Raw genomic sequence first — 22649 nt, 5'->3', positions numbered from 1 at the left:
AACCCCGGAAGCGCAGCGCCTCCGGGGAAAAGGCATGATGCTTTATGTCGCAGGCAATTCGGACAGCGGCCAGCGCGGACGCACTGTCACCCCTAATCCCGCAGGCTCCCCTACTTTCAGACGAACCATTCCGGCATAGGCGATCATCGCCCCGTTATCGGTACAAAACTCAGGACGGGCGTAAAACACCTCGCCGCGACGCTTTTTAATCATTTCCGCAAGTTTCGCCCGCAGAGTGCGGTTAGCGCTGACGCCACCGGCCATCACCAGGCGGCTAAACCCGGTTTGATCGAGGGCGCGTTTGCATTTGATCATCAGCGTATCCACCACCGCGTCTTCAAAAGCGCGGGCGATATTAGCGCGGGTCTGGTCGTCATTACCGTTATTACGAATGGTATTTGCCGCAAAGGTTTTCAGGCCCGAGAAGCTGAAATCCAGCCCTGGCCGGTCGGTCATCGGACGCGGAAAAACATAGTGACCTTCTTCACCCTGCGAGGCGAGTTTTGACAACATCGGGCCGCCAGGATAATCCAGTCCTAAAAGTTTCGCTGTTTTATCAAAAGCTTCACCGGCTGCGTCATCAATAGACTCACCCAGCAGCTCATACTGGCCGATCCCGGTCACGCTGATAAGCTGAGTATGCCCACCCGAAACCAGCAGCGCCACAAAGGGAAACTCAGGCGGGTTATCTTCCAGCATAGGGGCAAGCAGATGGCCTTCCATATGATGAACCGGGATCGCCGGCACATTCCAGGCGAATGCCAGCGCACGTCCGACTGTCGCCCCAACCAGCAATGCGCCAACCAGGCCAGGACCCGCAGTGTAAGCCACCGCATCAATTTCTTTGGCCGTCAGACCCGCTTCTTTTATTGCGGCCTGAATCAGCGGTACGGTTTTACGCACGTGATCGCGTGAGGCCAGTTCGGGCACCACTCCGCCGTAATCGGCATGCAGTTTTACCTGACTATACAGTTGGTTGGCGATAAGGCCTTTTTCGTCGTCATAAATCGCGATGCCAGTTTCATCGCAGGATGTTTCAATGCCCAGTACACGCATGGCTATTTTTACCTCGCTTCAATGCCGCGCAGTGTAGGTCCAATGAGCCCTGTTGTAAAACTTTACTCTCCCTGCGTAAGGAGTTCGTGTATACTCCTCTCCCTTACAAAAGTCCCTTTCAAAAACGGTACTGGTGCTTTACAAAGCAGCAACTGTTGAAGTAAAATTCCGCACCATTTTGAAATAAGCTGGCGTTGATGCCAGCGGCAAACCGAATTTATTAAAGGTGAGAGTTACATGCCGGTAATTAAAGTACGTGAAAACGAGCCGTTCGACGTAGCACTGCGTCGCTTCAAACGTTCCTGCGAGAAAGCAGGTGTTCTGGCGGAAGTTCGTCGTCGTGAGTTCTATGAAAAACCGACTACTGAACGTAAACGCGCCAAAGCATCCGCAGTGAAACGTCACGCGAAGAAACTGGCTCGCGAAAACGCACGCCGTACTCGTCTGTACTAATATCCTGAGGGCTTAATCCCTCAGAACAGACAGAGTAGTAGTAGAAAGGCCGTGCTTCCGAAAGGAAAGCGCGGCTTATTTTCGTTTATGAATTGCTAAAAATGAATGGGGCATATGGCTGGACGAATCCCACGTGTTTTTATCAATGACCTGCTGGCTCGCACCGACATCATCGACCTGATTGATGCGCGGGTGAAGCTGAAAAAGCAGGGCAAGAATTGGCACGCTTGCTGTCCATTCCATAACGAAAAGAGTCCTTCCTTCACCGTAAACGGTGAAAAACAGTTTTATCACTGCTTCGGCTGTGGGGCGCACGGCAACGCGATCGATTTTCTGATGAACTACGACAAGCTCGAGTTCGTGGAAACCGTCGAAGAACTGGCGGCCATGCATAACCTGGAAGTGCCTTTTGAAGCAGGCAGCGGGCCAAGTCAGATAGAGCGCCACCAGCGGCAAAGTCTCTATCAACTGATGGATGGCCTGAATGCGTTTTATCAGCAATCCCTGACGCATCCTGCGGCAGAACCTGCGCGCCAGTATCTGGAAAGACGCGGTTTAAGCAGCGATGTCATCGCGCGTTTTGCGATTGGTTACGCCCCTCCCGGCTGGGACAACGTTTTAAAGCGTTTTGGTGCAAACCAGGAAAACCGTCAATCTCTGATTGATGCGGGCATGCTGGTCACTAACGATCAGGGACGCAGTTACGACCGCTTTCGTGAACGTGTGATGTTCCCCATCCGCGATAAACGTGGTCGGGTGATGGGTTTTGGTGGACGCGTGCTGGGCAATGATACGCCGAAATACCTGAACTCACCGGAAACGGACATTTTCCATAAAGGCCGCCAGTTGTATGGTCTTTATGAAGCGCAGCAGGATAACGATGAACCTCTGCGTCTTTTGGTCGTCGAAGGCTACATGGACGTGGTGGCGCTGGCGCAATACGACATTAACTATGCGGTTGCCTCGCTTGGCACCTCAACCACAGCGGATCATATCCAGCTGTTGTTCCGGGTGACCAAAAACGTCATCTGCTGTTATGACGGCGATCGCGCAGGGCGTGACGCGGCCTGGCGAGCACTGGAAACGGCGCTGCCGTACATGAGTGACGGTCGCCAGTTGCGTTTTATGTTTCTGCCCGATGGCGAAGATCCGGACACGCTGGTGCGTAAAGAAGGCAAAGCCGCGTTTGAAGCACGAATGGAGCAGGCTCTGCCGCTCTCCACGTTTTTGTTTAACAGTCTGATGCCGCAAGCGGATCTGACAACGCCCGATGGCACAACGCAGCTTGCAGCGCTGGCATTACCCTTAATCAGCCAGGTGCCGGGTGAAACACTGCGTATTCAGCTACGTCAGTTGCTGGGTAACAAAATTGGTATTTTCGATGATGCGCAGCTTGATCGTTTAATGCCGAAACAGGCTGAAAATGCCACGCCGCGCCCCGGTCCTCAGCTAAAACGCACAACCATGCGTATACTGATAGGACTGCTGGTGCAGAGTCCGGAGCTGGCCCCGCTGGTGCCGCCATTAGGGGCGCTGGATGACTCCAGAATGCCTGGACTTGGCTTATTTGCAGAACTGGTCAACACTTGTTTGTCACAGCCGGGTCTGACGACCGGGCAACTGCTGGAGCAGTATCGTGGCACAAAAGAAGCGGCGACCCTTGAAAAACTGGCGACGTGGGACGATATAGCAGATAAGGACATTGCAGAAAAAACGTTCACCGATGCGCTCAACCATATGTTTGATTCGATGCTTGAACGGCGGCAGGAAGAGTTGATAGCCCGCGACCGCACACACGGTTTAAGCAGCGAAGAACGCCGGGAGCTCTGGCAGTTAAACCAGGAGCTGGCAAAAAAGTAAATTCAACGGCTTAAGTGCCGATAATCGTTCGGGAAGCGCCCGACAGCCGCACTGATGGGCAGCGGCAAAAATATAAGTAAGCCCTCGTTACACCAAGTTGGCGGTTTCATTTCGCTGACCGACACCAACCCTCTTGAATTAAGTGTGGATACCGTCTTATGGAGCAAAACCCGCAGTCACAGCTGAAACTTCTTGTCCAACGTGGTAAGGAGCAAGGCTATCTGACCTATGCCGAGGTCAATGACCATCTGCCGGAAGATATCGTCGACTCCGATCAGATCGAAGACATCATCCAAATGATCAACGACATGGGCATTCAGGTGATGGAAGAAGCACCGGATGCCGATGATCTGCTGCTTGCCGAAACCTCCAACAACACTGATGAAGATGCAGAAGAAGCTGCTGCCCAGGTTCTTTCCAGTGTTGAATCTGAAATCGGTCGTACGACTGACCCGGTTCGCATGTACATGCGTGAAATGGGCACCGTTGAACTCTTGACCCGCGAAGGCGAAATCGACATCGCTAAACGCATCGAAGACGGGATCAACCAGGTTCAGTGTTCCGTTGCCGAATATCCGGAAGCCATTACTTATCTGCTCGAACAGTACGATCGCGTTGAAGCTGAAGAAGCTCGCCTGTCCGATCTTATTACTGGTTTCGTCGATCCTAACGCCGAAGAAGATCTCGCCCCGACCGCGACCCACGTTGGCTCTGAACTGTCTGAAGAAGAAAGAGATGACGACGAAGACGAAGATGAGGACGAGGAAGAAGAGGAAGATGACAACAGTATCGACCCTGAGCTGGCCCGCGAGAAGTTTTCTGAATTGCGCGCGCAGTACGAAAAAACGCGTGACACTATCAAAGCCAAAGGTCGCAGCCATGCTGATGCCGCTGCCGAAATCCTGCAACTGTCTGAAGTCTTCAAACAGTTCCGCCTGGTGCCGAAGCAGTTCGACTACCTGGTAAACAGCATGCGTGTCATGATGGATCGCGTTCGTACCCAGGAACGTATCATCATGAAGATGTGTGTTGAACAGTGCAAAATGCCGAAGAAAAACTTCATTACGCTGTTCACCGGTAATGAAACCAGCGAAACCTGGTTCAATGCCGCACTGGCGATGAACAAGCCGTGGTCAGAAAAACTGCACGATGTCGCGGAAGACGTTCAGCGTGGTTTGCAGAAGTTACAGCAAATTGAAGAAGAGACCGGCCTGACTATTGAGCAGGTTAAAGATATCAACCGTCGTATGTCCATCGGTGAAGCGAAAGCCCGCCGTGCGAAAAAAGAGATGGTTGAAGCGAACTTGCGTCTGGTTATCTCCATTGCCAAGAAGTACACCAACCGTGGTCTGCAATTCCTCGATCTGATTCAGGAAGGCAACATCGGTCTGATGAAAGCGGTAGATAAGTTTGAATACCGTCGTGGCTATAAGTTCTCCACCTACGCAACCTGGTGGATCCGTCAGGCGATCACGCGCTCCATCGCGGATCAGGCGCGCACCATCCGTATTCCGGTGCATATGATTGAGACCATCAACAAGCTCAACCGTATTTCTCGCCAGATGCTGCAAGAAATGGGTCGCGAACCGACGCCGGAAGAGCTGGCTGAGCGTATGCTGATGCCGGAAGACAAAATCCGTAAGGTGCTGAAAATCGCCAAAGAGCCAATCTCCATGGAAACGCCAATCGGCGACGATGAAGATTCGCATCTGGGGGATTTCATCGAGGATACCACCCTCGAGCTGCCGCTGGACTCTGCCACCACCGAGAGCCTGCGCGCCGCCACCCACGATGTTCTGGCAGGGCTCACCGCCCGTGAAGCCAAAGTCCTGCGTATGCGTTTCGGTATCGATATGAACACCGACCATACCCTGGAAGAAGTGGGCAAACAGTTCGACGTTACCCGCGAACGTATCCGTCAGATCGAAGCCAAGGCGCTGCGTAAACTGCGCCACCCGAGCCGCTCTGAAGTACTGCGTAGCTTCCTGGACGATTAATTCTGCTGCATGATGTGAAACGCCACCCTCTGCGGTGGCGTTTTTTTTTGCGTTAACACCGGGACCAAAATCATAAAAATTAAATAGTTAGCAATAAAAACGATTTTTTATATCGTTATATATTAATAATTTCTATATTCATGCTGATTTAGAAACTGAGCAAATAAAGGCCCGTCCACACACCGCCATAATTAACCGCCTGTAACGGCTCAATATATATTGAGAATTATGCTTCTCATTATTCACAATATCGCCACGTCTCTTATCAGGGTTGCTTACCATTTCAGTCAATTATGTACAAGCTCTGAATTCTGGTGACCCCTTCCTCGCTGTGGTTGTGTATAAATGCCGCCTGTGCTAAAAAGCAGGGAAAATAAAATCAGTCCCCAATATCCATAGCTCAACGAATCCAGACAACGGCCACCCGCGGTGGCAGGTTTTTTTTTGCGTTTTTATAATACGGCTGGCAACTGATGAGTGGATGCTGAATCAGTTGCGGTGACGGCGTATCTGTTAGCAGTGATTGGGTTACCGTCACGTTGAAAAAATCAACAGGAAGAACGATGGATTTCAATTTGAAAACAGAAACAGGAGAGCAGGCGCTGATTGCCAGCGTTCGCAACACGCTCGCTGAACAAGGTGACGCCTTACGTCACTTGTCTGACGTGATCGATGCAGAAGAGTACAGCACCGCATTACGCCTGATGGTCGGTTGCAAAGGCCATGTCATCGTCTCAGGCATGGGTAAATCAGGCCACGTAGGGCGCAAAATATCAGCCACTCTGGCTTCTACCGGTACGCCAAGCTTCTTTATTCATCCCGCGGAAGCGTTCCACGGCGATCTGGGCATGATAACCCCGTATGATGTGCTTATTCTGATCTCCGCCAGCGGTGAAACAGATGAAGTCCTCAAACTGGTGCCTTCATTACAGAATTTTGGCAATAAGATCATTGCCATCACCAATAATGCGCATTCAACGCTGGCAAAACATGCCGATGCGACGCTTGAGTTAAATATGGCGAGCGAAAGTTGCCCGAATAATCTGGCCCCCACCACCTCGACCACCCTGACGATGGCAATTGGTGATGCGCTGGCTATTGCCCTGATCCGTGAGCGTCATTTTAAACCTGACGATTTCGCCCGCTATCATCCAGGAGGCTCTCTTGGACGTCGTTTGCTGACCCGGGTGGCTGACGTGATGCAGGCCCATGTGCCCAATGTGGAGATTAACGCCTCATTCCGCCAAATCATCCAGGAATTGACCAGCGGCTGTCAGGGTATGGTGGCGGTAAAAGATAACGGTAAACTGGCGGGGATCATTACCGACGGTGATTTACGTCGCTATATGGAAAAATGCGAAGACTTCGTTGCTGCCACCGCAGAATCGATGATGACGCGCAATCCGATTACCATGCAACAGACCGCAATGATCACTGAAGCAGAAGAGAAGATGACCAAACACCGTATCTCAACGCTGCTGATCACCGATAGCAACCAGGATGTGATTGGTTTAGTGCGTATTTTCGACTAACTCACCCTGGCCGTACAGAAATTATCAGTACCCCCTCAGCGGATAATCTGAGGGGAATAACGTTGAAAGTGATATGTCTACACAAAAAGTAAAATTGCTGGCTTCCTCATTACGTGCGCGTACGGCCAAAATTAATCTCGCCTGGATCCAGCAACACCTTGCATGGATTGTTATTGGTGCTCCGATGGCGTTGCTGATCATCTATCTGGTGATTTTCAGCCAACCCCGTTACATGAGTGAATCCAAAGTTGCGGTAAAACGCCCCAGTGACATAGAAGGCTCCAGCCTGAACGTCGGCTTACTGCTTGGCGCCTCAAACCCCAGTTCTGCCGAAGACTCACTCTATTTAAAAGAGTACGTCAACTCAGCTGACATGCTGAAAGTGCTTGATAAACAGCTTAACTTCCATGATGCCTGGAGCAAAAGCGGACTGGATTTTATCTACCATTTATCAAAAGATACCACCGCAGAACAGTTCCTGAATTACTACCGCGACCGCATTTCAGTCACCTTTGATGATAAAACCGGTTTGCTGGACATTCAGACCCAGGGCTTTGACCCGGAGTTCGCCCAGCGCTTTAACCAGGCTGTACTGAAAGAGTCCGAACGCTTTATTAACGAACTGTCGCACAGCATTGCCCGCGATCAGCTGAATTTTGCTCAGGAAGAGCTGCAACAGGCACGCATTCGCCTGGATAAAAGTAAAAAGGAGTTACTGACTTACCAGAACCAGAACAATATTCTCGATCCGGAAGCCTCGGCGACGGCGGCAAGCTCACTGGTTATGACGTTACAGAGCAAAAAAATCGAACTGGAAGCCGAGCTGCGCAATTTGCTGAGTTATTTACGTGACGATGCCCCGCAGGTCATCACCACACAGAATGCCATCAAAGCCTTACAGGCGCAGATAGATGCGGAACAGAGCAAAATCACCGCACCGGGCAGTAACAAGCTCAATAGCATGGCGGCAGATTTTGAAGAAATTAAAGCCCGTGTGACCTTTGATACCGAGATCTACACAATGGCCATCAAAGCCATTGAAAAAACCCGTCTCGAAAGTGCCCGCAAGCTGAAGGTACTGTCGGTCATCAGTTCGCCGCAGCGTCCGGAAGAGTCAACCTTCCCGAACAGCGGCTACCTGTTAGCAAGCTGGCTGTTAGTCTGCTGCCTGCTGTTCGGCACCATTAAATTGCTGCTGGCCGTAATTGAAGATCATAAAGATTAATTTTGACGCATGGTTGAGTTTACAGAGTTGAAAATGAAATTACTGAAATCGGTACTGCTTCTTTTAGCCTGCCAGGCGGCATACGCTGCGGGCCCAACGGGCATTACCGCCGACCCAAATCTGACAGGGGCCGCGCCTCTGCCGTCGATCATCTCCGGTAAAACGGAAGAGACCCAGGTGGCCTCCGGCTTTGATGATACGCCGCCACCGGTAGCGGCTGGCCTGCCAAGCCGTATGTTTGGCGCCCAGCTGTTCACTTCGATCAGCGCGGCTGCCGGTGCAGGCCTGGGTTTCAACCCCAGCTATGTAATTGGCCTGGGTGACACCATCCAGCTTCGCCTGTGGGGCGCATTCCAGTACGATGGCGCGTTAACGGTCGATCCTAAGGGTAATATCTTCCTGCCGAACATCGGGCCGTTGAAAGTATCCGGAATGACCAATGCGGAGCTCAACAACACGGTCACCGCACGAATCAAACAGGTCTATACCTCCAACGTGAACGTCTATGCCTCACTGCTGCAAGCCCAGCCGGTAAAAGTCTTTGTGACCGGCTATGTGCGTAGCCCTGGCCTGTACGGCGGCGTTGCTTCAGACTCCCTGCTCTCTTACCTGAGCAAAGCCGGTGGCGTCGACAGCGAACGTGGCAGCTATGTCGACATTACCGTGAAGCGCGGCAAAACCGTCCGCTCACGGGTAAACCTGTATGACTTCCTGCTGAACGGCCAGCTGAGTCTGACCCAGTTTGTCGATGGCGATACCATCGTCGTTGGTCCGCGTCAGCATACCTTCAGCGTTGAAGGCGACGTCTTCAACAGCTACGACTTTGAATTTGCCAATGGCTCCCTTCCCATTCCGGAAGCCCTGAGCTGGGCGCGTCCGAAACCGGGCGCTACCCATATGACGATTATTCGTCAGCAGGGCTCCATTAAACGCAGTGAATATTATCCGCTGAGTTCTGCGCCTGGCCGCTCCCTGCAGGATGGCGACCGCTTGATCGTGAGCTCTGACCGCTACGCCGGCACCATCCAGGTGCGTATCGATGGCGCACACTCCGGCGAACATGCCATTGTGCTGCCGTACGGCTCGACCATGCGTCAGGTACTGACAAAGATTCGCCCGAACAGCATGTCGCAGATGGATGCTATTCAGTTGTACAGAACCTCGGTCGCTCAGCGGCAGAAAGAGATGCTGGATCTGGCGCTGCAAAAACTGGAAGAAGCCTCACTCTCGGCGCAATCTTCCACTCAGGAAGAAGCCCGTCTGCGTATGCAGGAGGCACAGCTGGTCAGCCGCTTTGTTAACAAAGCGCGCAATGTGGTGCCGAAAGGGGAAGTGGTGCTTAACGAGAGCAATATCGACTCCGTACTGCTGGAAGACGGCGACGTTATCATGATCCCGGAAAAAACCTCGCTGGTTATGGTACATGGCGAAGTTCTGTTCCCCAATGCCGTCAGCTGGCAGAAAGGGATGGACGCCGAGGACTACATCAAGAAATGCGGTGGCCTGACACAAAAATCCGGCAATTCAAAAATCATCGTGATCCATCAGAATGGCGAGTCGGTTGATGCAAGCGATGCTGGCGACCTGCGTGCCGGCGATGAAATTATGGTTCTGCCGAAGTACGAATCGAAAAATATCGAAGTCACACGTGGTATCTCAACTATTCTGTACCAGCTGGCAGTTGCTGCCAAAGTGGTGCTGACTATCTAGTGACTCACCATCAGGCCTTCTCCTGGCGAAACCGGGAGAAGGCCTGAAGCCCCTTACGGGATAACTTTTCTTATATCTATTCGTGTATTAATGGAGCAGATGAACAGCGTGCTGGGCATTTTTTCTGGGGGCATCTGGCGCATTCCCCATTTAAGCAGTTTCCTGCCTGGTGAACACGTGCGTTTATCGACGTTGAAAGCCATGCCTGAAAATATCAGTGCTGTTGCCGTCTGGGGTTATCGCCCCAGCGCTGAAAAGCCCGTGGCACTGGCGATAAAAGCCGGGCTGCCGGTTATTCGCCTGGAAGATGGTTTTATTCGCTCGCAGGGCCTGGGCGTACAGGGCTGCCCGCCGCTCTCGATGGTGGTTGACGCTCTGGGCATCTATTACGACGCCTCCACACCCAGCACCCTTGAACAGCTGATCCAGGACCACGACGGCAACCAGATACTGGCCGATGAAGCCCACGCGATGATGCGCGCTATCGTCGACGAAGACCTGTCGAAGTATAACCAGGCTCCACCCTTTGTTGCCCCTTCCCCGATGCCCAACGCCGTGCTGGTAATTGACCAGACTTACGGTGATGTGTCGGTGAGCAAAGGCAATGCCAGCGCCGACAGCTTCCGGCTGATGCTCGAGGCGGCGAAACAGGAAAACCCGGATGCTGAAATCTGGGTGAAAGTGCACCCGGACGTGCTGTGCGGTAAAAAAAGCGGCTATTTCAAAGCATTGCAACAGGATACACGCGTGCACCTGTTTGCCGAAGATGTCAGCCCGCACTCTTTGCTGCGCCATATGCAAAAGGTGTACGTGGTCACCTCACAGTACGGTTTCGAAGCCATGATGGCAGGCAAGCCGGTGGTCTGTTTTGGGCAACCCTGGTACGCCGGTTGGGGATTAACCGACGATCGCCACCCGCAGGCCCGGGAACTCGCCGCACGCCGCCAGAATGCAGCACTCAGCGATTTATTTGCCGCGGCTTATCTGCGTTATACCCGTTATCGCCACCCGGTAAGCGGAGAGCCGACAACTCTCGGTTGCGTTGTCGACTGGCTGGCTTTACAGCGCCGTCATACCCTTGCCCGGCCTGGCACCCTGTGGGCACCGGGTTTGAGCCTGTGGAAAACCGCCGTTCTCAAACCCTACCTGAAAACGGCGGAGAACGAAGTGCGCTTTGCAAGAGCCTGCCCGCACGCCACCACTCTGGTTGCCTGGGGAACGCGAGGTGAAGAAAAGTGGCAGGCGCAGGCTGATGCGCAGGGGATTCCACTGTGGCGCATGGAAGACGGGTTTATCCGCTCTTCCGGTCTGGGATCCGATCTGCTGGCGCCTTTATCGCTGGTACTCGACAAAAGTGGGATCTATTATGATGCGTCCCGCCCGAGCGATCTTGAGAATTTACTTAACGCCAGCGAGTTAAGCGATCGGCAGCGCGAACGTGCGAACGCGTTGCATTTGCAACTCGTCAAACACAAAGTGAGTAAGTACAATCTCGGCCAGGACTGGCAACGACCTGCTGAAGCGGCAGGCAAGCGCGTTCTCCTCGTTCCCGGCCAGGTGGAAGATGATGCGTCAATCGCCACCGGCACGTTATCGATCAATACCAATTCCGAGCTTCTGCGTACAGTGCGCGAGCGTAACCCGGACGCCTTTATTGTCTTTAAACCACACCCGGACGTGCTGGTGGGTAACCGCAAAGGAATGGTAGCGGCGGAAGATGTAGCCCAATGGGCAGACTGCCAGGCTCTGGATGCCGATATTATCCAGTGCATTCAGCAAGCCGATGAACTGCATACCATGACGTCGCTGTCTGGTTTTGAAGCGCTGATGCACGGTAAGAAAGTTTATTGCTACGGCATGCCTTTTTATGCCGGTTGGGGGTTAACGCACGACGAGCACCGGCTTTCCCGTCGCACCCGTCAACTCAGCCTGGATGACCTGGTCTGGCAGACGTTAATTGCCTACCCAACTTATATTCATCCACAGCGTTTAGCGCCCATGTCAGCAGAAGAAGCTGCACAATGGTTGAGTACTGCGCCTCGCGGTGAAATGAAAATTACACAGAAAAATATTGGTCGCCTGGCCAGGCAGTACCGCAAATTAAAAATGTTCTACAAAGTCAGATTTGGATAGGACGCAACGGAAGATGATGCAAAACAACACCGTCAAAACACTGCTCGCCGGGAAAAAATACCTGCTGCTGCAAGGACCAATGGGGCCTTTCTTTAGTGACGTGGCGAGCTGGCTGGAGACGCTGGAGCGCGAGGCGGTGAATGTTGTCTTTAACGGGGGCGATCGTTTCTATTGCCGTAAACGCAGCTATCTGACGTATACCCGGACGCCAAAAGAGTTTCCCGGCTGGCTGAAAGAGACCTGGAAAGACTATCCGTTCGACACCATCTTATGCTTTGGTGACTGCCGCCCGTTGCACCAGGCCGCACGAGTGTGGGCGAAAGCCAAAGGCATTCGTTTCCTCGCCTTTGAAGAGGGTTATCTGCGCCCGCACTTTATTACCCTGGAAGAAGGTGGCGTTAACGCCTACTCTCCACTGCCCCGCGACCCGGAGTTTTACCGTAGTCTGCCGGAGATGCCGCCTGCTGAAATCCAGAAACTCAAACCCTCTTCAGGCCGTCGCTATCTGCATGCGATGTGGTATTACGCCGTAGGCTGGCGCTACCGCCATGAGTTTGCGAAGTATCGGCACCATAAGTCCTTCTCTCCGTGGTATGAGGCAAAATGCTGGACCCGCGCCTGGTGGCGTAAACAGTGGTATGGCTTTAAGCAACGTGATGTGATGCAGACATTACAAACGACGCTGGATAATCGTTATTACCTCGCCATTTTGCAGGTCTATAACGACAGCCAGATCCGCAACCACAGCCCTTACGAAGACGTGCGTGATTATATTAATGACGTGATGTTCTCGTTTTCCCGCAAAGCGCCGTTAGGCCATGTGCTGGTGATTAAACATCATCCGATGGATCGCGGCCATCGCCTGTACGGACCGTTGATTAAGCAACTGAGTAAGAAGTATGGCATCACCCGCCGGGTGATTTACGTGCATGACCTGCCCATGCCTGAGCTGCTGACCCATGCAAAAGCGGTGGTGACGATTAACAGTACGGCGGGGATTTCAGCGCTGGTTCATAACAAACCGCTGAAGGTGATGGGCAATGCCCTGTACGACATCAAAGGGATGACATACCAGGGACATTTGCACCAGTTCTGGACGGCAGATTTCAAGCCGGATATGAAGCTGTTTAAGAAGTTTCGTGGGTACTTGCTGGCAAATACCCAGATTAATGCGGTGTATTATGGGGATAATGGTCAAACAACTTTAAAATTTAAAGAGGTAACATCTAATCATATAAATAATGATATTTATAAGATTATAAAGCATTAATGTGATATTAATTAAATAGGTGCCAAATTTCTATAAAATATAAAAAAAACACCAAGAACGAAAAAGTTAGCATACATGGAATGAAAAGTCATAATAAAAATTGACAACATGTAAATAATAAAAACCTATAAAATCAAAAAAACATCGATACCATTCATGATCTACAAATCAAAATGTTGCTTAATAGCACCTCTAACTTCATCTATATTTACCGACCACCTCCCTTGAGTTCTATGAGTATTCTCAAGGTCAACGAGTGGTGAGCCAAATATATACCCTAATTGCCCTTCATTTTGGCAAATGAGTGAATCAGCCACAACTAACCAACCACGTGAACAAACAATAAGAATTTTTGTATCGGAAGCTGAAAAAAGAGTATTATGCATCGCTGAACCACCAACCCCAGCGATTAACTTAGCAGATGAAAAAATATTTATCTGATCATAAATGCTTAATTCCTGGGGGTGAATTATCGCAAATCCTTTAGAACGAAAAAGCTCTTCAACTTCAAGTTCATTTACAAGCTCTCGTCCTGGCACCCTAGAGCGAGAAATATAAACCCTTTCAGGAGAGAATATTCTCGATTCAATAACTAGTCTATTTTTTACCCTTTCAAAGAGATTTTTTGATATAGGGTCAATGTATTTTCTTCGTTGAATTATTTTTGATGGCACAAAGGTTTTATCAGATTTAACTGGAGTATCAAGATAACAAATATCTTTATCTTTGATATCCAAAGCTTGAAACATTGAAGCGTAGGATTTATTCATTTTTACAGAGGTGGCGATTTTAATATTTTTCTCACCAATAAGATCTCTTGCCCAGAGTGCAGGAATTGCTTCAAGTAACACATGTCCAAACACTTCCGGATGGTCAGTATCAGCATGATAAATGGGTTCGTTTATTTCACGAACTGGAGCTGAAAATGAAGAATTTGGTAAAGTATATACATCATCACCTATGTGTTTTATTCCACCATGGTGGTGCTTTCTATTACGCATGAACGAAGCACTTAATACTTTCCCATCTTTATTCATTATTACATGTCTAGGATAAATATAGCAGCCAAAATAAACCTCCAGCTTTTTATCTGGAAACTGCATACAATCCGGATATGCAGTGTCGGCCAAAGGAATAATACCATCTCCATAGACTATTGGCTTTATAAAATGAGCACTTTCCGATGGGGCACCACTAAATATTTCCGTACGTTCTTGAAAGTCTTCTAAATATGAAAATTTGTTCTCATCGAACTTCATTTTATCCCTCTTCAAACTTTGTTACATTAACGATCAATTAAAAACAACACTAAACATAGCATGCATATTAAAAAACCTAATAAATTATTTTTATAAATGCATTTTCGTCTCAAAAGGCAGCTAACTCGTAATTATTGACAAACACCGATTAAAGTAAAACACTATCTTTAAAATTTAAACCTGCCTGATCTTTTTCAGATAAAATTAAAAGATCATCTTTTATCGGCCAATTAATATCTAATTCAATATCGTTCCATAAAATTGAGTGCTCAGCATGAGGATTATAATAATCTGTACATTTGTATACAAACTCAGCCTCTTCGCTTGTTACGTAGAATCCATGAGCAAAGCCTTTAGGGACCCAAAGCTGGCGTTTATTTTCGGCAGAAAGTAATACCCCGACCCATGCACCAAAAGTTACAGAATCTCTGCGGATATCAACAGCAACATCATAAACTTCACCATTGATTACCCGAACAAGCTTGCCTTGCGTGTTTTCAGTTTGATAATGCAACCCGCGTAAAATTCCTTTTTTTGATTTTGAATGGTTATCCTGTACAAAGTTACAGTTCTCTAGAGTTACAAGCTCTTCGAATTTTTTCTGACTCCAGGTTTCCATAAAAAAACCACGTTCATCTCCAAAGACAACAGGTTCGATAATTTTCACATCGGGAATTTTTGTATCAATAATATTCATTATTTCTTCTCTGTCTTATTTTCCAAGCGCTTCAATAACTACTCGTTTTACGCCAATTTTCCAGTCGGGTAGTTTTACTGCGAAGGCTTGCTGGAATTTTTGATTCGACAAACGAGAATTATGCGGACGTTTTGCAGGCGTTGGGTATTCCGTCGTTTCAACCCCTTTAGCTTCTTTAATCGCCAGTGACTCACCTAACTCTTTTGCAATATCAAAGATATATTGCGCATAGTCGTACCAGGTTGTTTCACCACTTGCGACCAAGTGGTAAGTGCCGTAAAGCGCTTTATTCGTGACTTCTGTGCGAATGGCAATGGCGGTAGCATCAGCGAGCAATTCAGCTCCTGTCGGTGCGCCATGCTGGTCATTAATAATAGAAAGCGTATCTTTTTCTTTCGACAGCCGTAACATTGTTTTCACAAAATTCGCGCCACGGGTGGCGTAAACCCAGCTGGTACGAAAAATAAAATGGCGTGGATTATACGTTGCGGCGGCAATCTCGCCTGCCAGCTTCGTCTCGCCATAGACATTGAGCGGCGCAGGCTGTTCATCTTCCAGACGGTAATGCTCTCCACCGCCATTAAAGACATAGTCAGTTGAATAATGGATAAGCAGTGCGCCTAATTTCGCCGTCTCTTTGGCAATAACTTCGACACTGTCTGCATTAAGTAATTGTGAAAGCTCTCTTTCACTTTCTGCTTTATCCACCGCCGTATGTGCTGCCGCATTGACAACCACATCGGGCTTGACGCTGCGAATGGTCTGCGCAACACCTTGCGGATTAGTCAGATCGCCACAAAGTTCGGTGTCGAAAAAATCGACCGCAACCAGCTCACCTAAAGTAGAAAGGGAGCGTTGCAGCTCCCAGCCAACCTGACCATTTTTGCCAATCAGTAAAATTTTCATTTATTCACCGCTAACTCATTATCAGAATTATTCGCTAATCAGGCTTTTCAAATAGCGACCGTAGTCAGTTTTCGACAGAATCTTAATCTGCTCTGAAACCTGCTCTTTGCTCAACCAGCCTTTACGGAAAGCGATCTCTTCCAGGCACGCCACTTTCATGCCCTGACGTTTCTCGATGGTGTGAATAAACTGTGATGCTTCGATCAGACTGTCATGCGTACCGGTATCAAGCCAGGCAAAGCCACGCCCCAGCAATTCGACCTGTAGTTCACCGCGCTCAAGGTACATCTGATTCAGCGTAGTAATTTCCAGTTCGCCACGGGCAGAAGGTTTAACTTGCTTCGCCATTTCCACAACATTTTTGTCGTAGAAATAAAGCCCGGTTACCGCCCAGTTGGATTTTGGTTTCAGTGGTTTTTCTTCAATGGACAGAGCTTTATAGTTGTCATCAAATTCCACGACACCAAAGCGTTCCGGATCCTGAACCTGATAACCAAAGACCATCGCCCCCTGCGTTAAACTCGCAGCAGCTTCCAGTTTTTTACCGAAGCTTTGCCCAAAATAGATATTGTCACCCAATACCAGCGCGCAAGGTTCATTATTGATAAACTCTTCGCCGATGATAAAAGCCTGCGCCAGACCATCAGGCGAGGGCTGAACTTCATAGCTCAAGCGAATACCAAACTGCGAACCATCACCTAACAGGCGTTGGAACGCAGGCATATCCTCAGGCGTGGTGATAATCAAAATGTCACGGATACCCGCTAACATCAGCACCGAGATTGGATAAAAAATCATCGGCTTGTCGTAAACAGGCAGAAGCTGTTTAGACACGCCTTGTGTAATAGGGTAAAGACGGGTGCCTGAGCCCCCAGCGAGAACGATGCCTTTCATCATTATTTCCTTAATTAATCCGCCAGACCAAGACGTTCGCCCGCATAGGAGCCATCCATCACACGCAGCCACCAGGCCTGGTGAGTTAAATACCAGTTAACGGTTTTTCTGATCCCGGATTCAAATGTTTCTTCAGGCACCCAACCCAGCTCATTCTTAATTTTGCTGGCATCAATGGCGTAGCGTAAGTCATGGCCAGGACGATCGGTCACGTAGGTAATTAATTGTGAGAACTGTCTGATACCCTCAGGTTTATTATCGATGACCTCATCAAGAATCACGCAGATAGTTGTAACAACATCGATATTTTTGCGCTCATTGTGGCCGCCGATATTGTACGTTTCACCTGCAATACCTTCGGTCATCACTTTGTATAATGCACGAGCATGATCCTCGACATATAACCAGTCACGGATCTGCTCACCATTGCCATACACAGGTAATGGTTTTCCTGCCAGAGCATTTAGTATAATTAGCGGGATAAGTTTTTCCGGGAAATGATAAGGACCGTAATTATTAGAACAGTTAGTGACGATGGTCGGAAAACCATAAGTACGACGCCATGCACGAACTAAGTGATCGCTGGAGGCTTTAGAAGAGGAATAAGGACTGCTGGGAGAATAAGGCGTAGTTTCAGTAAAGAGTGGTAAGGGTTCACCTGCCGGCACTTCATCAGGATGCGGCAAATCACCATAGACCTCATCAGTGGATATATGATGGAAACGGAACACTGTTTTACGTTGTTCATCGAGTTGCGACCAGTATTTACGCGCAGCTTCCAGTAGCACATAGGTGCCAACGATGTTAGTTTCAATAAATGCCGCCGGCCCCGTAATAGAGCGATCAACGTGGCTTTCAGCAGCTAAATGCATAACAGCATCTGGCTGATGGTCAGCAAAAATCCGCGCCATTGCTTCACCGTCACAGATATCTGCTTGCTCAAAAACATAGCGTGGGTTGTTTTCAACCTCAGTCAATGATTCAAGATTACCCGCGTAGGTCAATTTATCGACGTTAACTACCGCATCTTGCGTATTATTAATGATGTGACGAATAACAGCAGACCCAATAAAACCTGCCCCACCAGTGACCAATATTTTCACGAAATTAATTCCATTTGTTATCTAATATCTTTCTACCGCAATCAATTAAACTTATAAAAATCAAAGCTTAACCAACTCAACCAAAAATATACAAACGATGCAGGTGCGTTAACTCATACCACTTCCCACCCAGCCTTTTCACCCAGCCTTTCGTTGAAAAAATTCATTGTAAGATTTTTATAATTCTCATCGCCAGAACTACCATTTCCATCATTGAAACAAAGCACTTTATATTTATATGAGTCCCGAGCAATTAAATTCTTAATATTTTCTGGTCGAACAATAATACCACTTAAATCGGAGCGAACAGACTGTCCGGTCACAAATGCAAAATGATGATAGAAGAAAGACGTTAAGTTAATATCACTGCCTGAACGACACTTAGCATTGCGTGTCAATCTAATAGCTTCTGGGAATGAATTTTCAATCTCTTCAAGAACTGATTTTTTTAGGGCATAAGGTACATGACGATGTAAATTTCTTGCACTATAGTTGCTAAATTTTTCTTTTAACAGATTATTGGAGTTAATAGCAGCTTGTAAGTAATCAGGAATAATATCTCTAGTCGTTTTATCGTAGACCATTCCATACGTTTCAAAATATGAGATTGAGCGGCCTGCTTCGTCGAAGAAATCACTCGGTAACGTAGGTTGAGCCAAAATGAAATCGTCATTTAAGTAAATAAATGATTCAGCTAACCCCGGAATCTTATGTAGGCAGCATTCAATTGCATGCGAATTGAAAGATGGCAACATCTCAGTTTCTGGAAATATTTCGCTATGATCTACCCAAATTACTTTGTCAGTTAGTTCAAGCCAGGCTGGCTTTTCACAATTCGAAACAATATATATATGATTTAACCAAGGAGCATATTTATTTAAAGAGCGTAGAGAATATTTAAGCTCATCATTACTAGTATAACGATCAGGATCAAATGAATCCTCTGGGAAAGTTTGAAGCCATTTTTTTTGCCATTCTACATCAGCATGATTTACCCAAGTATAAACAGCATCAATTTTTGGATACGATTTATTATCTACGCTGAAAATATCAAACAACTCATTGAGTGCACATTTTTTAATCAAAGCTTTGCTGGAGCGAATCTGTGCCAATCCCTCAGCATTAATATCATACAAATAAAAGTGAGTGACATACAAATCACCAATATCATTACTCATTTCAACTACAAAATCTGGGCGGTTAGCAAGTTTAGATTGTAGCAATCTCAAGTCAATAATATCTTCTTTTTTACATTTATAATTAAAACCGCCGCCCATAGTATAAATGGTAACATTCATAGACATTGCTAACTTCATATCACATAAAAAATTAACAAGCCCATTTAAATATCCACTCCATAACAAAAAACTATTTTTGTCTATACCATCCTCTGGAGCAAACCCACAATTTAAGTTTGTTTTTAAATAATTAGCCAACCCTGATCTCTGGATCTCAAATATATCGATATTTGAAACATACCCATTGCTTGCTTTAACTTCTTTTGTTTTACTTTCGTTAGATCTATCTTTTTTTAACTCAATATTTAAAGATATATTTTTGAATACTCTCTTCCGAAACATGTCATAGAAAAACAAATTAGGATTAGTGATTAATTTTTTAATTTTTTTGTTTACCATTTGAACACTCATTTTAATAAAAACCTCAATTTCCTTTTTAAAGTATCATATCTATCAATATGCCCCGGCTTATTTTCAAACAAAACCGAATAATCTCTTAAATCAAGCCCCTTACAACTACAATACTCTATGAAATGACTCAAAAGAAATATTTCCACAGGATTTTCTATGCCATAATCATGAAATTTTGACATAAAATAGGTTTTATTTCTTCTTCTTGAAAGCGAATATTCAAACTCATTATTCTTTTCATGAAACAAATGAAAAAATATATCTTTTTTAACCAAACTTTCAATGCATAACAACCCAAGATGCTTTCTAAAACCAACACTAAATAAAGGTGAACGGGAAGTTTTATCAATTAGTAAATCTTGTGTATTGACCAGTAATCCGTGCAGTTCACATAATCTGATTAGAAAGTCAAAATCCTCATAGCCATGCCCTTCATAGTAAGTATCAAAACCGTGCAAAGCTACAAAATCGCTACTATGCATAATTGTTAAAGAGGATGGACTTGCTAAGTGCAGGAATTCTTTACGAGAAAAAGAAAAATATCTATTTTTTAAAAACTCACTGCTTATCCTAGACTTCATAAGTGCGTTGCTAGCACTTTTAGTCAAATATAGACATGGCAGTATAAAAAATGGCTTAACACCATTCTTTAACATGTCAAGATACTTTAGAATGATATTAAAATCAGGATAAATATCTACATCAAAAAAAGCAACGTATTTAGTTTTGCATTTATCAAAAGCTACATTCCTCAGCAATGAACTATTAACACCGATGCTTTTTTTATAAGAAAAAACAACTTCAACATTTTTATACCCACCCAACTTTCTTAAGAAAATTGCATTAGCTTTAATATTACCTGGGTCTATACCAAATATAACATTCACATTGTTATCAAATGCATGCGAGGAAAACTGCATTGCTTTTTCAATAATATTCTTAGCTCTATACCTTAAATCAATAGGTATAATTACTGATAATTCATGCTGAAAAATATCATTCATAAACCTTCTTCTATTTTATACTGTTCAATAGCACTCTGGATATCTTCACAATACACCAGAACATTATTACGACCTAAAAACAAAGCTGAGTCACAATATTCAGAGAGTGAACTAAGGCTATGAGATACCATAAGTATATTCGATTGTTGTCTCTTTGTATTAAACAGTTCAGAACATTTCCTTTTGAATCGAGCATCTCCAACGGCAGTTACTTCATCGACTAAATAATAATCAAAAGTGAAAGCCATACTCAATCCAAAACCAAGCCTGGAACGCATACCCGATGAATATGTTTTAATTGGCATATCAAAATATTTACCCAGCTCAGCAAAGTCTTCGACAAACGCAACCTTTTCAGCCAATTCATTTTTTTTTGCATATAGCCTAGAAACAAATTTGACATTCTCGCGCCCCGTAAGACTCCCCTGAAATCCACCCGATAATCCGACTGGCCAAGAAATACTTTGACCTGTGATTATACGTCCGCTATCAGGGCGATCAATTCCGCCAATCATCCTGAGCAATGTTGATTTACCGGCCCCATTACGGCCGATAAGAGCCACACTCTTATTTTGGGGAAGTATGACATTTAAATTCTTAAATACGAAATGCCGCCCCTGAGGAGTACGATATGACTTTGTTAGGTTTTCAATAGTAATCACGATGTTAGCATAGCCTTCTCTTGAGAACGGTAAAGCGCTAACCCAATAAACAAAACAACCAAAGAGCACAATGCCAGGTAACTGAGGCTCACTCCTTGACTTACATACCCCCTAACAACCGATTCTCTACTAATTTCAACCACATGGACAATAGGGTTCCATAATAAATAGGGCCAGTAGTCTTTAGGAATTGAATGTAAAGGCAACATTATACAAGATATAAAATAAAGCGGTTTTATGATGATAGGTAAAAACTTTTCAGACTCAGGGAAAGTCTTTCCTAAAACCATAAAAATTAAACCAACGCCACAGGATAATAATACAAGCAAACCCCATGCTAAAGACAATGACAGTATGTCATCAAGACTAAATTTCTCACCTGCGAGCCCTATCATTGTCATTAGTATTGTGTATACACACACATAAATTACAGTTTCAAGTAAAGCTCGTGCGATAATAGTATCGACTGGTTTTACTGGTTTATAATAAAATAACCCTTGATTTGCTTCTATGGCACCTACAGAGCGAACTGCAATATTACTAAAAAGGAAATAAGGAATAATACCGTTTAGCAAGAATACAGGGAATGAAATATCAGGCATGGTCCGATGCATGATAAATCCAAAAATTGCTAATAAAATCAACATATGAGCTGCTGGCTCTAGTATTGCCCATAAATACCCCAATCGATACTTCCCAAAACGCGTCTTTATTTCGCGCAGGAACAAAGCCTTTACGGCTGCCTGTTGTACTTCTAAACCACTTCTGGCCATAAGTGATGTAACCCTGATGTGTTCAGGCACGCTACCGCCCCTGGCTTTAGCTACCAGAATGCTCGACACGTGCAAACGCAAAGCAATCAAATGATTAGCTTGCTAATAATAAGCGAGAGACAAACGCATGTCTTTCGAGGCAACGCTGTGTAGAAAGGTACAAAAGAACTTCAAAAAGTGCGGTTATCTTCCTGATCTGGTCTTCCCTGGACTGCAAACAGCTATAAATGTAGCGGGGTATTAAGCTAAATCATATAAGTTAAAAACTATCAATATCTACAAATTAATCCGCCAAAACTATAGTAGCATTTTATCAACAAGCTTTCATGCTAAAATGATTTTTTAGATAGTTATCATTAAGCATTATTTAGAATTAGAGAGAATGAACACTAAATAGCTGTTCCAAATAGTAGATCACCTGAAGGGAACTCAGTCCGGGTTGAGCGATCTGATCAACCGCTAAATA

18 protein-coding genes are annotated in these 22649 nt (G+C 46.5%); 8 read left to right on the top strand and 10 right to left on the bottom strand.

What is annotated here, in order from left to right; genetic code table 11:
• Nucleotides 1-42: 42 nt before the first annotated feature.
• Nucleotides 43-1056 (bottom strand): tRNA (adenosine(37)-N6)-threonylcarbamoyltransferase complex transferase subunit TsaD, encoded by a 1014-nt coding sequence (gene tsaD, locus ACSZO4_RS05770; protein WP_437887909.1) that lies wholly within the window; start codon nucleotides 1054-1056, stop codon nucleotides 43-45.
• Between the two features lie 237 nt (nucleotides 1057-1293).
• Here tsaD and rpsU point away from each other — a divergent pair, with 237 nt between their 5' ends.
• From rpsU to ACSZO4_RS05730, 8 genes are all read left to right on the top strand, one after another.
• On the top strand, nucleotides 1294-1509 hold the full coding sequence (gene rpsU, locus ACSZO4_RS05765; protein ID WP_001144069.1) for a 30S ribosomal protein S21: 216 nt from the start codon (nucleotides 1294-1296) through the stop codon (nucleotides 1507-1509).
• A 114-nt stretch (nucleotides 1510-1623) separates the two neighbouring features.
• On the top strand, nucleotides 1624-3369 hold the full coding sequence (gene dnaG / locus ACSZO4_RS05760) for a DNA primase (RefSeq protein WP_437887908.1): 1746 nt from the start codon (nucleotides 1624-1626) through the stop codon (nucleotides 3367-3369).
• A 158-nt stretch (nucleotides 3370-3527) separates the two neighbouring features.
• A complete protein-coding gene (gene rpoD, locus ACSZO4_RS05755; protein WP_437887907.1) occupies nucleotides 3528-5366 on the top strand; it encodes an RNA polymerase sigma factor RpoD in 1839 nt (612 codons plus the stop codon).
• Nucleotides 5367-5929: 563 nt separating this feature from the next.
• The gene (locus ACSZO4_RS05750; RefSeq protein WP_437887906.1) at nucleotides 5930-6898 is read left to right on the top strand and encodes a KpsF/GutQ family sugar-phosphate isomerase; all 969 of its coding nucleotides are present in this window, start codon (nucleotides 5930-5932) and stop codon (nucleotides 6896-6898) included.
• A gap of 73 nt (nucleotides 6899-6971) precedes the next feature.
• Entirely contained in the window at nucleotides 6972-8123 is a 1152-nt protein-coding gene (locus tag ACSZO4_RS05745) for a capsule biosynthesis protein (protein ID WP_437887905.1), read from the top strand.
• Between the two features lie 33 nt (nucleotides 8124-8156).
• Nucleotides 8157-9833 carry a polysaccharide biosynthesis/export family protein gene (locus ACSZO4_RS05740; RefSeq protein WP_437887904.1) on the top strand — a complete coding sequence of 559 codons (1677 nt, stop codon included), beginning with the start codon at nucleotides 8157-8159 and terminating at the stop codon, nucleotides 9831-9833.
• A gap of 108 nt (nucleotides 9834-9941) precedes the next feature.
• Nucleotides 9942-11966 carry a capsular polysaccharide biosynthesis protein gene (locus ACSZO4_RS05735; RefSeq protein ID WP_437887940.1) on the top strand — a complete coding sequence of 675 codons (2025 nt, stop codon included), beginning with the start codon at nucleotides 9942-9944 and terminating at the stop codon, nucleotides 11964-11966.
• A 16-nt stretch (nucleotides 11967-11982) separates the two neighbouring features.
• Nucleotides 11983-13236, top strand: a complete 1254-nt coding sequence (locus tag ACSZO4_RS05730; RefSeq protein WP_437887939.1) for a capsule biosynthesis protein — start codon at nucleotides 11983-11985, stop codon at nucleotides 13234-13236.
• Between the two features lie 161 nt (nucleotides 13237-13397).
• Here the strand turns inward: ACSZO4_RS05730 and ACSZO4_RS05725 are convergent, their stop codons facing one another.
• From ACSZO4_RS05725 to ACSZO4_RS05685, 9 genes are all read right to left on the bottom strand, one after another.
• Nucleotides 13398-14495, bottom strand: coding sequence for a glycosyltransferase family 61 protein (locus ACSZO4_RS05725; RefSeq protein ID WP_437887903.1), 1098 nt, complete (start codon nucleotides 14493-14495; stop codon nucleotides 13398-13400).
• 148 nt (nucleotides 14496-14643) lie between these two features.
• On the bottom strand, nucleotides 14644-15192 hold the full coding sequence (gene rfbC / locus ACSZO4_RS05720; protein ID WP_437887902.1) for a dTDP-4-dehydrorhamnose 3,5-epimerase: 549 nt from the start codon (nucleotides 15190-15192) through the stop codon (nucleotides 14644-14646).
• Nucleotides 15193-15207: 15 nt separating this feature from the next.
• The gene (gene rfbD, locus ACSZO4_RS05715; protein ID WP_437887901.1) at nucleotides 15208-16098 is read right to left on the bottom strand and encodes a dTDP-4-dehydrorhamnose reductase; all 891 of its coding nucleotides are present in this window, start codon (nucleotides 16096-16098) and stop codon (nucleotides 15208-15210) included.
• 27 nt (nucleotides 16099-16125) lie between these two features.
• Nucleotides 16126-16992: a glucose-1-phosphate thymidylyltransferase RfbA gene (gene rfbA, locus ACSZO4_RS05710; RefSeq protein ID WP_437887938.1), complete on the bottom strand. Its 867-nt coding sequence runs from the start codon at nucleotides 16990-16992 to the stop codon at nucleotides 16126-16128.
• Nucleotides 16993-17006: 14 nt separating this feature from the next.
• On the bottom strand, nucleotides 17007-18095 hold the full coding sequence (rfbB, locus tag ACSZO4_RS05705; RefSeq protein WP_437887900.1) for a dTDP-glucose 4,6-dehydratase: 1089 nt from the start codon (nucleotides 18093-18095) through the stop codon (nucleotides 17007-17009).
• A 113-nt stretch (nucleotides 18096-18208) separates the two neighbouring features.
• Complete coding sequence (locus ACSZO4_RS05700; protein WP_437887899.1) at nucleotides 18209-19732, bottom strand: stealth conserved region 3 domain-containing protein; 1524 nt, start codon at nucleotides 19730-19732, stop codon at nucleotides 18209-18211.
• 8 nt (nucleotides 19733-19740) lie between these two features.
• The gene (locus tag ACSZO4_RS05695; protein WP_437887898.1) at nucleotides 19741-20748 is read right to left on the bottom strand and encodes a galactosyltransferase-related protein; all 1008 of its coding nucleotides are present in this window, start codon (nucleotides 20746-20748) and stop codon (nucleotides 19741-19743) included.
• Nucleotides 20745-21410: an ABC transporter ATP-binding protein gene (locus tag ACSZO4_RS05690; RefSeq protein ID WP_437887897.1), complete on the bottom strand. Its 666-nt coding sequence runs from the start codon at nucleotides 21408-21410 to the stop codon at nucleotides 20745-20747. Before ACSZO4_RS05690 ends, ACSZO4_RS05695 begins: the two co-directional genes overlap by 4 nt.
• On the bottom strand, nucleotides 21407-22183 hold the full coding sequence (locus tag ACSZO4_RS05685) for an ABC transporter permease (protein ID WP_437887937.1): 777 nt from the start codon (nucleotides 22181-22183) through the stop codon (nucleotides 21407-21409). The genes ACSZO4_RS05690 and ACSZO4_RS05685 overlap by 4 nt, the downstream gene beginning before the upstream one ends.
• Between the last annotated feature and the right edge of the window lie 466 nt (nucleotides 22184-22649).

The organism is Phytobacter sp. V91, assembly GCF_965644225.1.
Taxonomy (GTDB): Bacteria; Pseudomonadota; Gammaproteobacteria; order Enterobacterales; family Enterobacteriaceae; genus CBFFRJ01.
The sequence above is the reverse complement of the archived record's forward strand: the minus strand, read 5'-3'. Positions and strand labels throughout refer to the sequence as shown.